The 14,145-nt window shown below is 67.9% G+C and carries 16 protein-coding genes; 11 read left to right on the top strand and 5 right to left on the bottom strand.

What is annotated here, in order from left to right:
- Positions 1–29: 29 nt before the first annotated feature.
- Positions 30–482, top strand: a complete 453-nt coding sequence (locus AWC18_RS16565; RefSeq protein WP_337333731.1) for an acetyltransferase — start codon at positions 30–32, stop codon at positions 480–482.
- Between the two features lie 84 nt (positions 483–566).
- On the opposite strand, the gene AWC18_RS16560 is transcribed toward AWC18_RS16565, so the two are convergent.
- Positions 567–917: a Fe-S protein gene (locus AWC18_RS16560; protein ID WP_085139430.1), complete on the bottom strand. Its 351-nt coding sequence runs from the start codon at positions 915–917 to the stop codon at positions 567–569.
- A 102-nt stretch (positions 918–1,019) separates the two neighbouring features.
- Between AWC18_RS16560 and AWC18_RS16555 the strand changes: the two genes are divergently transcribed.
- On the top strand, positions 1,020–1,532 hold the full coding sequence (locus AWC18_RS16555; protein ID WP_085139429.1) for an OsmC family protein: 513 nt from the start codon (positions 1,020–1,022) through the stop codon (positions 1,530–1,532).
- A 5-nt stretch (positions 1,533–1,537) separates the two neighbouring features.
- Positions 1,538–1,861 carry a putative quinol monooxygenase gene (locus AWC18_RS16550; protein ID WP_085139428.1) on the top strand — a complete coding sequence of 108 codons (324 nt, stop codon included), beginning with the start codon at positions 1,538–1,540 and terminating at the stop codon, positions 1,859–1,861.
- 39 nt (positions 1,862–1,900) lie between these two features.
- On the opposite strand, the gene AWC18_RS16545 is transcribed toward AWC18_RS16550, so the two are convergent.
- The gene (locus AWC18_RS16545; protein ID WP_085139427.1) at positions 1,901–2,602 is read right to left on the bottom strand and encodes a guanylate cyclase; all 702 of its coding nucleotides are present in this window, start codon (positions 2,600–2,602) and stop codon (positions 1,901–1,903) included.
- Positions 2,603–2,613: 11 nt separating this feature from the next.
- Here AWC18_RS16545 and AWC18_RS21225 point away from each other — a divergent pair, with 11 nt between their 5' ends.
- Positions 2,614–2,775 (top strand): hypothetical protein, encoded by a 162-nt coding sequence (locus AWC18_RS21225; RefSeq protein ID WP_109560119.1) that lies wholly within the window; start codon positions 2,614–2,616, stop codon positions 2,773–2,775.
- A gap of 6 nt (positions 2,776–2,781) precedes the next feature.
- On the opposite strand, the gene AWC18_RS16540 is transcribed toward AWC18_RS21225, so the two are convergent.
- Together AWC18_RS16540 and AWC18_RS16535 are read right to left on the bottom strand one after the other, a co-directional pair.
- On the bottom strand, positions 2,782–3,609 hold the full coding sequence (locus AWC18_RS16540; RefSeq protein WP_085139426.1) for an adenylate/guanylate cyclase domain-containing protein: 828 nt from the start codon (positions 3,607–3,609) through the stop codon (positions 2,782–2,784).
- Positions 3,610–4,461: an alpha/beta fold hydrolase gene (locus AWC18_RS16535; RefSeq protein ID WP_076047254.1), complete on the bottom strand. Its 852-nt coding sequence runs from the start codon at positions 4,459–4,461 to the stop codon at positions 3,610–3,612.
- A gap of 71 nt (positions 4,462–4,532) precedes the next feature.
- Between AWC18_RS16535 and AWC18_RS16530 the strand changes: the two genes are divergently transcribed.
- From AWC18_RS16530 to AWC18_RS16520, 3 genes are read left to right on the top strand one after another with little or no spacing between them, the layout of a single operon-like run.
- Positions 4,533–5,426 carry an alpha/beta fold hydrolase gene (locus AWC18_RS16530; protein ID WP_085139425.1) on the top strand — a complete coding sequence of 298 codons (894 nt, stop codon included), beginning with the start codon at positions 4,533–4,535 and terminating at the stop codon, positions 5,424–5,426.
- Positions 5,427–5,441: 15 nt separating this feature from the next.
- Entirely contained in the window at positions 5,442–6,680 is a 1,239-nt protein-coding gene (locus AWC18_RS16525) for a WS/DGAT/MGAT family O-acyltransferase (RefSeq protein ID WP_085139424.1), read from the top strand.
- Positions 6,681–6,689: 9 nt separating this feature from the next.
- Positions 6,690–7,208 carry a DoxX family protein gene (locus AWC18_RS16520; protein WP_085139423.1) on the top strand — a complete coding sequence of 173 codons (519 nt, stop codon included), beginning with the start codon at positions 6,690–6,692 and terminating at the stop codon, positions 7,206–7,208.
- Here the strand turns inward: AWC18_RS16520 and AWC18_RS16515 are convergent.
- A complete protein-coding gene (locus AWC18_RS16515) occupies positions 7,172–8,617 on the bottom strand; it encodes a short-chain fatty acyl-CoA regulator family protein (RefSeq protein ID WP_085139422.1) in 1,446 nt (481 codons plus the stop codon). The two genes, AWC18_RS16520 and AWC18_RS16515, sit on opposite strands and share 37 nt — an antisense overlap.
- 120 nt (positions 8,618–8,737) lie before the next feature.
- Here AWC18_RS16515 and prpD point away from each other — a divergent pair, with 120 nt between their 5' ends.
- The 4 genes from prpD (at position 8,738) to AWC18_RS16495 (ending at position 14,093) form a co-directional block, all read left to right on the top strand.
- Positions 8,738–10,243 carry a 2-methylcitrate dehydratase PrpD gene (gene prpD / locus AWC18_RS16510; protein WP_085139421.1) on the top strand — a complete coding sequence of 502 codons (1,506 nt, stop codon included), beginning with the start codon at positions 8,738–8,740 and terminating at the stop codon, positions 10,241–10,243.
- The gene (gene prpB / locus AWC18_RS16505) at positions 10,240–11,154 is read left to right on the top strand and encodes a methylisocitrate lyase (RefSeq protein ID WP_085139420.1); all 915 of its coding nucleotides are present in this window, start codon (positions 10,240–10,242) and stop codon (positions 11,152–11,154) included. The genes prpD and prpB overlap by 4 nt, the downstream gene beginning before the upstream one ends.
- Complete coding sequence (locus AWC18_RS16500) at positions 11,151–12,281, top strand: bifunctional 2-methylcitrate synthase/citrate synthase (RefSeq protein WP_085139419.1); 1,131 nt, start codon at positions 11,151–11,153, stop codon at positions 12,279–12,281. Before prpB ends, AWC18_RS16500 begins: the two co-directional genes overlap by 4 nt.
- 78 nt (positions 12,282–12,359) lie before the next feature.
- Entirely contained in the window at positions 12,360–14,093 is a 1,734-nt protein-coding gene (locus AWC18_RS16495) for a DUF3556 domain-containing protein (RefSeq protein ID WP_085139418.1), read from the top strand.
- The last annotated feature ends 52 nt before the right edge of the window (positions 14,094–14,145 follow it).

Below are 14,145 nucleotides of genomic sequence, written 5' to 3'. Positions count from 1 at the left end.
GGCAGACCAAGGCCGGTAGCCTGACCTCGGTGCGCATTCGTGACTGCACCGGCCAGGCCGAATATCCCCGGCTGGTGGCGATCTGGCGCAGTGCCGTCGAGGCGACACACGACTTTCTCACCGCAGCCGACCGCGACGCCATCGAGAGTCAGCTGGCCGATGCGTACTTTCCGGGGGTTCGTCTCACCGTCGCCGAGATCGACGGGGAGCCGGTGGGTTTCGCCGGCACGGCAGGCGAGGCGCTCGAGATGTTGTTTGTCCATGCCCAGGTGCACGGCCGCGGCGTCGGAAGCGCGCTTGCCGAACACGCGATCGCCGAGCAGGGAATCCGCTTGGTCGACGTCAACGAGCAGAACCAACAGGCGATCGCGTTCTACGTTCGGCGCGGCTTCGTCGTCACCGGCCGCAGCGAGTGCGACGACGCGGGTCGGCCATACCCGTTGCTGCACATGGCGGTAGCGCCTGCCCCGGTTGAGTCGTGACCGTCGCCTGGATGCGGTCGCGACCAGGTATCGGTTTCACCGCCGATTGGGATCAGTCAGATTGAATACCTGAACGGCACTCGGCTACCAGATGACGGCGAGCCCGGCGGCCGTCAGAGACAGGACGCCCGCGGCGTAGAACAGCGCCCGAGGGGCGTCGCCGGACTTGCGCTGCCGGGACCGGCCGATGCCCAGCACGGCGCCCAAAGCGATCAGGATCACCAGCTTGGTCTCGATCTTGGGGTAGTTGAGCACCACGCCGGCGGGCCAGGGTGCGGCCAGCGCCAGGCCGGTGAGCAGCGAAAGCACCACGCCGTAGTCCATCACCGGGGTGAGCTGGAAGCGGCGTGCCGCGGCTTCGGCGATCAATGCGCCGAAGGTCACCGCGAAGCCGACGATGTGCAGCAGAACTATTACGTGCCGTAGTACCTCCACGACGCTCAGGCTAGCCCCTGGCGGCGGCAAATGGTATTCCTTCGGCGTCTTGGGGCTTGCAGTCGTTCGCCGACCTGGCGCGCGGTCTTTACCCTTACCGCCATGACAACCTCGACATCTCAACTGGCCGCTGTCGTCGCCGCCACCAGTGACCCCGCCGCTGCCGACCCCGACGCTTCGCAGGTGGTCTTCAGCGCCTCCGCGGTCGGCCACGATGCGGTGGCCAGCACCGTCACCCTGGGGCAATACACCATCGAGGTCGACGAGCCGCCGACGCTCGGCGGTGACAACACCGCGCCCAACCCGGTCGAGTACTACCTGGGATCGCTGCTGTCCTGCCAGGTGGTTACCTGGCGGTACTGGGCCGAGAAGCTGGGCATCACCATCGACGAGATCACCGGGCGCGCCGAGGGCGACTTGGACGTTCGCGGGTTCTTCGGCCTGGACGACTCGGTACGCCCGGGCTTCAAGGAGGTGCGGGTAGTCATCACGGTGACCGGCCCGGAGACCGAGGAACGCTACCGTGAGCTGCACCAGACGGTGGAAAAGCACTGCCCGGTATTGGATTTGACCACCAATGTCACCCCGGTCCAGAGCACCCTGGAGGTAAAGTAGCCGCGATGATCTTCATCGTGGTGAAATTCGCGGTCAAGCCGGAGTGGGCTGAGCGCTGGCCGCAGCTGGTGGCCGGCTTCACCGAAGCCACCCGCGCTGAGCCGGGCAACCTGTGGTTCGAGTGGTCGCGCAGCCTCGACGACCCCAACGAGTACGTACTCGTCGAGGCTTTCCGCGACGCTGACGCCGGTGCCGCGCACGTCAACAGCGACCACTTCAAGCAGGCCATGGCTGACACGCCGCAGGCGCTGGTGTCGACTCCGAAGATCATCAGCCAGCAGATCGACGCCACCGACTGGTCGCCGATGGGCGAGTTGACTATCGACTGAGGTCCACCTGGCACCCCGGGGCGCCGGGCCTGCGGTCGTCTAGCGCACGACCACGATCTCGCGGCCCAGCTGATAACCGGGGGCCAACGGCAAGATGTCGCCGCTCCAGAATGACCCGGGGTCAAACCAGTTCGAGCTCTTGTGGGTAGACAGCAGCCCCATCTCCTCGTAGGTGATGGCCACGGTCTCGGCACAGTACGCGGTCTGCAAGCCGGTTTTGCTGCGTGCCTTGCGCCGCTGGCTGAGTTCTTCGACCTTGCGGTCCACAAATGGGATACCACGGGTCCAGTCCCGGGCCGTCGGCAGCCGGCCCCGCAGCCACCGGCCGGTGAGCCGCGCGGTGGTGGGAAACGCGGTGCCGTCCAACCGCGCGATCGTCTGCAGCAGGCGGTTCTCCTGCTGGCGGGTGATGGTCCCGCTGAGTTGGCGTAGCCAGCAGCGCTGCTCGTAGCGGCCCATCCACTGCTCGACGGCTGCCCGGGCGTCGTTGAGCTGCACGCCACGGTGATTGGTGCCGGTCCAGTAGTCGTGCAGTTTGTCGCCGAGCTCGGCATGCCAGATCAGCGGCGGCAGGTCATCGAGGGCCACTGTCATCCCGACGTGATTCACCGGAGCGTTGGACAGCGTTTGGATGGCGCGGTCGGGACCGGAACGGCCTCGGAACAGCCAGATGTCGCCCGTGCGCGTTTCAGCGAGTGCACGCTCCAAAGTCACGGTGTGTTCATCCACGTTCAGCACCATAAAGTGTGAGCGTGCGCAACATCTGGAAATGGATCGGCCTGGCGGGCGTGGTCGGGGTTGCCGCCGGGGGGGTGCTGGTGGTGCGGGACCAGCGCCGGCGACGGGCTTACACGCCCGAGGAAGTCCGTGCGCGGCTGCATGAGCGGCTGGCCGAGGCCGGCGGAGACGGGTAGCGCGGATTACTCGCCGTCGACGTCGACCGCGTAGAGGCGGTGCGTGCCGGCGAAGCCCTTCAGTTCGGCGTCGCGGCCGGTGCCGACGGTGATGTCGTCGCATTCCTTGACGGCCTCGCGCACCGGTCCGCTGATCAGGATCTGGCCGCCCTCGGCGGCCGCGGCCACCCGCGCGGCCATCGCGACGTTGCGTCCGAACAAGTCGTCACCGCGGCGCACCGAGCGGCCCATGTGCACCCCGATCCGGACCCGGATCTGCTGCTGCGATTTGCGCCCGCGCCGCGACTGCAGGGCGTGCTGGATGGCGAGGGCGCAGCGCACCGCCTGGTCGGGTTGGGCGAACGCGATCATGAAGCCGTCGCCCTGGCTCTTGACCACATGCCCGGAGTGCTGGGCGACCAGACGTTGCACCATCTCGTCGTGCCGGGCGATCAGCTTCACCCAGGCGCGGTCCCCGATCCGCTCGTTGAGCGCGGTGGACCCCTCGATGTCGGTGAACAGCACCACCACATGACCGTTCGGGGTCAGGCGGGCCAAGTCGGGTCGTTCCACCTCCGCCCAGTCGGCAAGGTCCTCGATCGAACTGCGCACGGCCGCGCCAAACCCCTGCCTGCGCACCAGGTTCGCGGTCTGCCACACCGTCTTGACGGCCTCACGTCCGCCGGAAAGCAACAGGTTGCGGGTGTCGACCCGGCCGCGCAGCGCCTCGAGCTGGGCTTGAGCCGTCCGCAGCTGCCGGGTCAACGCCGCCAGGGCCACGGCCTCGGTGATCGCCACCGTCGCCAGCACACCGGCCGCCAGCAGCGTCGGTGTCAGCCATCCGATCCCGAACATTCAGCCCGACACGAACTCGACGACGGCGGCGCTGAAGGCATCGTTGTCGTCGCCGGCCGCGGTGTGCCCGGCGTCGGACAACTCGACGAGGCGCGCGCCGGGGACCTTGGACAGGAAATCCGCGACGCCCTCGACGCTGACCACATCGGACAGCTTGCCGCGGATAAGCAGGATCGGGATCTGCAGCCCCATCGCGGCGGCCTCGATCTTCTCGGTGCGCAACGCCGGATCGTCACCGGGTTTGGTCATCAGCGCCGGATCCCAGTGCCAATACCAGCGGCCGTCGCGAAACCGCAGATTCTTCTTCAATCCCTCGGGACTGCGGGGCTTGGTCCGGTGCGGCAGATATGCGGCGACGGCGTCGGCGGCCTGTTCGAGGGAATCGAAGCCGTCGATGTGGCTGAACATGAAGTCGCGGATCCGGGCGCTGCCGTCCTTCTCGTAGCGCGGGACCACGTCGACCAACACCAGCTTGGTCACGCGCTGCGGCCCGGCCTCCTCGGCCACCAGGATGCCGGTCAGCCCGCCCATGCTGGCCCCGATCAGTGCCACCGGCCGGCCGATCGCATCGATCACCGCGAGGGCGTCGGCGGTGAGCGTCTCGATGGCGTAGTCGGCGTTCGGTGAGCGGGAGCTGTCACCGTGGCCGCGGGTGTCGAGCGCGACGACGTGATAACCGCGGTCGGCCAGGATCTGGCCGGTCTTATGCCAGGAGTGCCGATTCTGTCCACCGCCGTGCAGCATCACGATCGTCGGGTGCTGTGCGGCTTCGGCGGCGCCCCGGTTCCACTCGTCGGCGACCAGCACCACTCCGCCGACGCCGTCGTACTCGACGGTCTGGGCTGTGCGCATCTCAAGATGGTAGATAGTTTGGACGACAGGACGGACAGAAACGCCTGCCCGGACCGGTCTGGGGGTATCAGATGAGTGAACCGCGGTGGATCGATGTCTCGACGCCCGGGGTCGCGCTCAAGGCATTGAGCTGGGGCACGCCGGGTGACCCGGTGGCGTTGTGCCTGCACGGGTTTCCCGACACCGCCTACGGCTGGCGCCGGCTGGCGCCGCGGCTGGTCGAGGCCGGCTGGCATGTGGTGGCGCCGTTCATGCGCGGCTACGCGCCGTCGTCGATCCCCGCCGACGGCAGCTACCACGTCGGCGCGTTGATGGATGACGCCTTGCGGGTGTACGCCGCGGTCGGCGGGACCGGCCGCGACGTGGTGATCGGTCATGACTGGGGTGCGTTGGCCGCCACCGGTCTGGCTGCGTTGCCGGACAGTCCGTTCAGCAAGGCGGTGATCATGGCGGTGCCCCCGCCGGCGGCGCTTCGGGGGGCCCGCGGCGCGGGCCGGTTCAGCCTGCTCGGCCGCCTGCCGGGGCAACTGCTGCGCAGCTGGTACATCGGCTATTTCCAGCTGCCGTGGCTGCCGGACCGTTCCGCCTCGTGGGTGCTGCCGCTGTTGTGGCGGCGGTGGTCGCCGGGGTATGCCGCCGACGAGGATCTGCGGCACGTCGATGCGGCTATCGGAACGCCGGAGGGCTGGCGGGCAGCACTCGGGCCGTACCGGGCGCTGCGCAGTCTGCGGGTGCCCGATCGCTACGCCGATCTGCACCGGCATTGGCTGCAGTTGCCGCGGTTGCAGACCCTGTATCTGCATGGGCGCACCGATGGCTGCATGTCGCCGGCGTTCACGCGGTGGGTGCAGCCGGTGTTGCCAGCGGGCAGTGCGCTGGCCGTCGTCGAGAATGCCGGTCATTTCCTGCAACTCGAGCAGCCCGATGAGGTCGCCGATCGGGTGCTGCAATTCCTGACCCCATGAGCGGGGCCTGACCTGATGCGTGCGCGCCCGATGGCCGCGATCGACGCGCAGTTCTATTGGATGTCCGTGAAGATCCCCAGCGACCAGTTCCTGCTGTATGCCTTCGCCGGGGTGCCCGCCGACCTCGATGAGGCGATCGCCGAGCTGCTCGACCGAGCCCGAACGATCCCGGACCTGAACATTCGGGTCGCCGATGCCGGTGCGCTGCGCTACCCGCGGTGGGTGCCGATCACCGAGCCGATCGGTGCGGTGCGGCATCGGGCGCCCGGCGACAGCTGGCCCGGGTGCCTGGATGCGGTCGCGGGCCTGACCGACGACCAGCTCGACGTCCGAACGGCGCCGTGGCGGTTGCATGTGTTCGCACCGGTCCACGACATCCCCGGGCACCGGGGGGCGGGCACGGTGGCGGTGCTACAGGTGGCGCATGCCCTCGCCGACGGTGGGCGGGCCTCAGCCTTGGCCGCCTGGCTGTTCGGCCGGGACGCACCGGTCGGCGCGGTGCAGGCGCCAAGTCGTGAGTGCCTGCCGTGGCGTGCGGTTGTCGCGGCGCGCGCCCACCGCAGCCGGGTGGCAGACACGGCGGCGGGTCTGTTGCCGCCTCCGGTCGGCGACCGCCCGCCGTTGGCCACCAACAACCGGCCGGCCGGCGCCCGGACAGTGCGAACCCTGGTGCGGCGGCGCAGCGAACTGCGCGGGCCGACCGTCACCGTGGCGGCGCTGTCGGCGGTGTCGGCAGCGCTGGCGGAATACCTCGACGAGCCCTGCGGTGAGTTGGGCGCCGAAGTGCCGATGGCCAAAGCGGGTGCGCGCCAAGCCCACAACCACTTCGGCAATATCGCGGTCGGGCTCTACCCGCTCCTGGGCCACGATGCCCGCTGTGAGCGGATCGCCGCGGACGTCGCCGGGGGCCGGCTCCGCGGCCGCCACCCCGCTGCGGCGGCGGCCGACCGGGCCTTCGCCGCCACACCCGCGGCGCTGCTGCACTGGGGCGTAGCCCATTTCGATCCCGACACCCGGCCGGAGCGGGTCACCGGAAACACCGTGGTCTCCAGCGTGTACCGCGGCGCCGCGGACCTGCGTTTCGGTGCGGCGCCGGTATTGCTGACCGCAGGGTTTCCGGCACTGTCCCCGGCCATGGGCCTGACCCATGGGGTGCACGGCATCGGCGACACCGTGGTCGTGAGTGTGCACGCCGCCGAATCCGCGGTCGGCGATATCGGGGTATATCTGCAATTGCTGGACGCCGCATTGTAGTTTGAGCACATGGTCACTGCTGCTGATGTCGCATTGCTGCTCCTGCGTCTGGTTCTCGGCCTGACTATGGCCGCTCACGGGTTCAACAAGTTCTTCGGCGGCGGCCGAATCCCCGGTACCGCGGGATGGTTCGAAAGCATCGGGATGAAGTACGGCAAGTTGCAGGCAGTGACGGCGGCCACCGCGGAGATCGTCGCCGGGCTGGGGCTGGCGGTAGGTTTGCTGACCCCGATCGCCGCCGCGGGATTCGTGGCGCTGATGGCGGTGGCGGTGTGGACCGTGCACCGCGGCAACGGCTTCTTCGTGCTGACCAACGGCTGGGAATACAATCTGGTGCTTGCCGCCGGCGCCGTCGTGGTGGCGATGCTCGGGCCGGGCTATCTCAGCGCGGACCACCAGATCTTCAGCCACTGCTGGAAGAACGGCTGGCCGGGCCTGTGGATCTCGCTGGGCCTCGGCCTGGCGGGCGCCATCGGTCAGCTGGCCCTGTTCTACCGTCCGGTCGGCACCGACACCACCGGCGAGTAGGGCAGCCCGCTGCCGGCGTTCTCGTCGACGACGACCCGCCGGCCCAGATAGGGGAATGCTCGCTGAGGGCACGCCTGCCGTTCGCAGATCTTGCAACCCGCTCCGATCGGCACCACGGTGGCGGCGTCATCCAGGGCCACGCCGGTCGAATACACCAGCTTGTCCGCATGCGCCAGGTCGCAACCCAGTCCCACGGCGAAAGTCTTGTGCTGGCCCAGATAGCCGCGCCCCTCGGGCGGTGTGGTGGTGGCGATCCAGAAGTACTTGCGGCCGTCGGGCATCTGGGCCACCTGGGTCACGATCCGGCCCGGTTGGCTGAACGCGTCGTGGACCACCCACAGCGGGCAGCTTCCGCCGACGCGGCTGAAGTGAAACGCAGTGGCCGACTGCCGCTTCGAGATGTTCCCCGCCTTGTCGGTACGCACGAAGATGAACGGCACCCCACGTCGTCCGGGCTGTTGCAGGGTCGACAGGCGATGGCACACCGTTTCGAAGCCGACCTCGAACCGGCGTCCCAGTAGGTCGATGTCGTAGCGCAGCTCGGTTGCAGAACGCTGAAACTGCCGATACGGCAACAGGAACGCTCCGGCGAAGTAGTTGGCCAGACCGATCTTGGCCACATCGCGAGACTCCGGGCTCAATGCCTGGTCTTGCGCCACGATCTCCGACATCAACTCCTGCTGGGTCAGTAGTGCCAGTTGGGTGGCGATCTGGAAGGCTCGCTGCCCCGCCCGCAACCAATGCGCGATGCGCAGCACCCGCGTCGCAGGGTCGAAGACACGCTTGATTCCCGCGGGCAGGTCGTCGACGATTGCCACGGTGATGTCGAATCGGTCAGCCATCAACGTGGACAGCTGAATATCCAAGCCACCGAAGCGCATCCCGGTCTCGGCGAACAGCCTCTCGGCGGCATTGTCGAGGTCACCGATGTAGTTGTTGCGGTCGTAGAAGAAGTCGCGGACCTCCTCAAACGGCATGGGCGGCGTCACTGCCTGCGCCGAGTCACCCGCGATCTGTGAACGGTAGGACTCCAATTCCTCGGTGGCCGCGCGCAGTTGGCGATGCATGGTCAGCAGGCTGTTACCGATCTCGGGCATGCGCGCGACGAGTTCCTCGATCTGGCTGTCGCTGGCGGCGTGTTCGCCGGCCGTTGCGGTGAACATATCGCGCAGTTCGGCCACCAGCCGGGCATCGGCGTCCCCGGAGAAGTACTGCGCGGGCAGGCTGAACCGATCGGTGAGCGCCAGCAACACCGGAACGGTGATGGGCCGCTGGTCGTTTTCGAGCTGGTTGACGTAGCTGGTCGACAGGTTCAGCGCGCGTGCCAGGGCCACCTGGGTCAGGCCATGCTCTTGTCGCAGGCGGCGCAGCCGGGCCCCGGCGAACGTCCGTGCGGTGGTGGGTGCCATGGGATGCAGCGTAACTCGCCAAGGCATTCGCAAGGTTCGCAATTCCGGGGCTGTTAGGACGCATTAATACGCATTTCCAGGGTATGTCGGGGTCCAACTGTCGTGCGTAGGGTGTGGAATATGCAGCTACACGACGTCCGGACCCGACGCAGTGCCGAGGACTTCCCCCGCTCCGAGCACCTCGCTTGGAAGATCGCGCAGGTGGCCGCCGACCCGGTGGAGGTCCCCGAGGACACCGCCGCCATGATCATCAACCGGATCATCGACAACGCCGCCGTCAGCGCCGCTTCGGTGCTGCGCCGGCCGGTGACCGTGGCCCGCCGCCAAGCCCTGGCACACCCGTCGGCCCCCGGCGCCACCGTCTTCGGCGTCGAGGGCAGCTACTCCGCCGAATGGGCCGCCTGGGCCAACGGCACCGCGGTGCGCGAACTGGACTTCCACGACACCTTCCTGGCCGCGGAGTACTCGCACCCCGGCGACAACATCCCCCCGCTGGTGGCGGTCGCCCAGCAGCTCGGGGTCAGCGGGGCCGACCTGATCCGCGGCCTGGCCACCGCCTACGAGATCCAGGTCGACCTGGTCAAGGGCATCTGCCTGCACGAACACAAGATCGACCACGTCGCGCACTTGGGCCCGTCGGTGGCCGCCGGAATCGGCACCATGTTGCGGCTGGACCCCGAGGTGATCTACTCCGCCGTCGGCCAGGCGCTGCACCTGACCACCGCCACCCGCCAGTCCCGCAAGGGCCTGATCTCCAGCTGGAAGGCCTACGCGCCGGCCTGGGCCGGCAAGGTCGGCATCGAAGCCGTAGACCGCGCGATGCGCGGTGAAGGCGCACCGGCCCCGATCTGGGAGGGCGAAGACGGTGTCATCGCCTGGATGCTGTCGGGCAAAGACCACACCTACCAGGTGCCGCTGCCCGGCCCGGGCGAGGCCAAGCGCGCCATCCTGGACACCTACACCAAGGAGCACTCCGCGGAATACCAGAGCCAGGCCCTGATCGACCTGGCCAAGCGGCTCCGCGAGCGGATCGCCGACCTGAGCCAGGTGGCCACCATCGTGCTGCACACCAGCCACCACACCCACTACGTGATCGGCACCGGCTCAGGCGACCCGCAGAAATTCGACCCGGACGCCTCGCGGGAAACCCTGGACCACTCGGTGATGTACATCTTCGCCGTCGCCCTGGAGGACGGCAGCTGGCACCACGTCCGGTCTTACAGCCCAGAACGTGCACACCGGCCCGAGACCATCGCACTGTGGCGCAAGATCTCCACCGTCGAGGACCCGGAGTGGACCCGGCGCTACCACTCGACCGACCCAGGCGAGAAGGCGTTCGGGGCGCGCGCCGAGATCACCTTGGTCAGTGGCGAAGTCATCACCGACGAGCTCGCGATCGCCGACGCTCACCCGCTGGGAGCCCGACCGTTCGAACGCAAGCAGTACATCGGCAAGTTCACCGAACTCGCCGAGGGCGTGGTGAGCTCGGCCGAGCAGGAGCGGTTTCTCGCCGCGGCGGAGGGGCTGGCGGGACTGAGCGGTGCGCAGCTCACCGGGCTCAACATCGTCGTCGAACAGTCGGTGCTGGACCAGGCTCCGGCGACGCCCGACGGGATCTTCCGGTGAGTGGGCTGCTCGGGTCCGCCGCGGCTCCGGCAGAGAAACGAGCGGCATTGCGGGCCGGTCTGGAATCCGGACGGCTGCAACGGTTCCCGGGGGCCCTCTCGCCCCTGGTCGCCAAGCTGGTGGCCGAGATCGGATTCGAAGGCGTCTACGTCTCCGGTGCGGCGCTCTCGGCCGACCTGGGACTGCCCGACATCGGGCTGACCACGCTGACCGAGGTGGCCGGGCGCGGCGCAGCGATCGCGGCGGCCACCAACCTGCCCACCTTCATCGACGCCGACACCGGCTTCGGCGAGCCGATGAGCGCCGCACGCACCGTCACGATGCTCGAAGACGCCGGGCTGGCCGGGTGCCACCTCGAGGACCAGGTCAACCCCAAGCGGTGCGGGCACCTCGACGGCAAAGCCGTGGTGCCGGTAGATGAGATGGTCAAGCGGCTGCGGGCCGCGGTCGCCGCCCGGCGGGACCCGAATTTCGTCATCTGTGCGCGCACTGATGCCGCCGGCATCGAAGGGCTTCGGCCGGCGATCGATCGTGCGAAGGCCTATGCCGACGCCGGGGCGGATCTGATCTTCACCGAAGCCCTACGCGGGCCGGCCGAATTCGAAGCATTCCGCGCCGCGGTGACCACGCCGCTGCTGGCCAACATGACTGAGTTCGGCAAGTCGGAGCTGCTGACCGCCGCCCAACTGTGCGATCTCGGCTACAACGCGGTGATCTACCCCGTCACCACGCTGCGACTGGCGATGTTCGCCGTCGAAGCCGGCCTGCGCGAGATCGATTCGGCGGGAACGCAGTCGGGGTTGCTGGATCAGATGCAGCAGCGCAGCCGGCTTTACGAGCTGCTGCGCTACGCCGAGTACAGCCAATTCGATGACGACATCTTCGCCTTCACGTTAGGAGCGGGCCAGTGACTATCTCCCCGGATGTGCCGGAAATCCGCAAAGGGCTCGCCGGCGTCGTCGTCGACACCACCGCCATCTCCAAGGTGGTGCCGGAGACCAACTCCCTGACCTACCGCGGTTACCCCGTGCAGGATCTGGCCGCGCACTGCACCTTCGAGCAGGTCGCCTACCTGTTGTGGCACGGCGAGCTGCCGAGCGACGCCGAGCTGGCGCTGTTCTGCCAGCGGGAGCGGGCGGCGCGGCGGGCGGACCGCTCGCTGCTGTCGTTGGTGGACAAGCTGCCGGAGAACTGCCATCCGATGGACGTGGTGCGCACCGCGATCAGTTACCTGGGCGCCGAGGATGCCGAAGAAGACGACGCCAGCGAGTCGGCGAACTTCACCAAGGCGCTGCGGATGTTCGCGGTGCTGCCCACCATCGTGGCGGCCGACATGCGCCGCCGGCGCGGTCTGGACACGATCGCGCCGCACAGCCACCTCGGCTACTGCGAGAACTTCCTGCGGATGTGCTTCGGCGAGGTGCCCGATCCGGTGATCGTGGCGGCCTTCGAGCAGTCCATGACGCTGTATGCCGAGCACAGCTTCAACGCATCCACGTTTGCCGCGCGGGTGGTCACCTCCACCCAGTCCGACATCTACAGCGCGGTCACGGCGGCCATCGGCGCGCTCAAGGGTTCGCTGCACGGCGGTGCCAACGAGGCGGTCATGCACGACATGATCGAGATCGGTGAGCCGGCCCGGGCGGCGGCGTGGCTGCACGCCAAGCTGTCACGCAAGGAGAAGGTGATGGGCTTCGGTCACCGCGTGTACAAGCACGGCGACTCCCGGGTGCCGACCATGAAGGCAGCCTTGGAGCGGATCGCGGAGGCAACGGACGGCCGGGTCTGGCTGGACATCTACCGCATCTTGGAGACCGAGATGTACGCCGCCACCGGGATCAAGCCCAACCTGGACTTCCCGACCGGTCCGGCCTACTACCTGATGGGCTTCGACATCCCGATGTTCACCCCGTTGTTCGTGATGAGCCGTATCACCGGATGGACCGCCCACATCATGGAGCAGACGGCGTCCAACGCGCTGATCCGACCGCTGAGCGCCTACTCGGGCAGCCCGCAGCGCGTCCTCAAGGCGGTGTGACGGCGCCGGTGGCCGTCCGCGTGTTCGCGGGGCCGGGTTTCGGCCCATAGATCTAGAACACGTTCTAGTCTTGGCTGCATGGGATTTCTCAAACCTCAACTGCCCGTAGTCGACTTCGCGGAGTGGAGCAAGGGCACGCGCAGCGAGAAGATCCGGCCGATGGCCCGGCACTGGGCGGAGGTGGGTTTCGGCACGCCGGTGGCGCTGCACCTTTTCTACGTATTCAAGATCGGCCTCTACGTCTTGGGTGCCTGGCTGTTTGTGCTGACCACCGCCGGTATCGACGGCTTCACGCAGGTGCGGCAGTGGTGGAGCGAGCCGATCGTCTTCGAGAAGGTCGTGCTCTACACGATGCTGTTCGAGGTGATCGGCCTGGGCTGCGGCTTCGGCCCGCTCAACAACCGCTTCTTCCCGCCGATGGGTTCGATCCTGTACTGGCTGCGGCCTGGCACCATCCGGTTGCCACCGTGGCCGGGGCGCATCCCGCTGACCTCGGGCACCGCCCGCACCCCCCTGGACGCAGCGCTCTACGCGGCGCTGCTGGCGCTGCTGCTGGTGGGGCTGGTCTCCGACGGCACCGGCCCCATCGCCGCATTGCGCACCGAGATCGGGGTGCTGCCGCACTGGCAGATCGTGGCGATTCTGGCGGTGCTGGCGGTGCTCGGCCTACGCGACAAGGTGATCTTCCTGGCCGCCCGCGGCGAGGTGTACGCGCCGCTGGCCGCGGCGTTCCTGTTCACCGGTGCCGACATGATCATCGCGGCCAAGGCGATCTTCATGGTGATCTGGCTGGGCGCGGCTACCTCGAAGCTCAACCGGCATTTCCCGTTCGTGATCTCGACGATGATGAGCAACAACCCGCTGATCCGGCCGAAGGCACTCAAACGCGCCTTCTTCAAGAACTTCCCCGACGACCTGCGCCCCGGCGGGCCGTCGGTGGCACTGGCGCACATGAGCACCGCGATCGAGATGCTGGTGCCGCTGCCGCTGTTCTTCTGTCACGGTGGCCTGCCCACCGCCATCGCGGCAACCGTGATGGTCGCCTTCCATCTGGGGATCCTCGCAGCCATCCCGATGGGCGTGCCGCTGGAATGGAACGTCTTCATGATTTTCGGAGTGTTGTCGCTGTTCGTCGCACGTGCCGACCTGGGACTGTCCGACATCACCAATCCGCTGCTGGTGGCACTGCTGTTCGCCGTCAGCGCCGGCACCGTGGTGCTGGGAAACCTGTTCCCGCAGAAGATCTCGTTCCTGCCCGGGATGCGGTACTACGCCGGTAACTGGGACACCACGCTGTGGTGCCTGAAGCCCTCGGCTGAAGAGAAGATCGCGCGGGGAATCGTCGCGATCGCCAGCATGCCCGCCGCGCAGCTGGAACGTTTCTACGGCAGCCCCGAGGCCGCCCAGATCCCGATCTACATGGGCTACGCGTTCCGCGGGTTCAACACCCACGGCCGGGCGCTGTTCAGCCTGGCGCACCGGGCCATGGCCGACGGCGACGAGAGCGACTACTCGCTGACCGACGGGGAGCGGATCTGTTCCACGGCGGTGGGTTGGAACTTCGGCGACGGCCACATGACCAACGAGCAGCTGATCGAGGCGTTGCAGCAGCGCTGCGGATTCGAGCCGGGGGAGGTGCGGGTGGTGATTCTCGATGCGCAGCCGATCCACCGCCAGACCCAGACCTATCGGCTGGTGGACGCGGCCACCGGCGAGTTCGAACGCGGATACGTCAAGGTGGCGGACATGGTGCAGTGCCAGCCGTGGCAGGACGATCTGCCTATCTACGTCGAAGGCGCCCCGACGGTGTGATCCAGATAACTGGTCCAACCAGTTGACCAGTAGTGCTCGGGTGCCTGACGAT

Origin of the sequence: Mycolicibacter nonchromogenicus, assembly GCF_002101775.1 — a bacterium.
Lineage (GTDB): Bacteria > Actinomycetota > Actinomycetes > Mycobacteriales > Mycobacteriaceae > Mycobacterium > Mycobacterium nonchromogenicum.
Note: the sequence above shows the minus strand (reverse complement) of the source record. Positions and strands in the feature narration are given on the sequence as shown.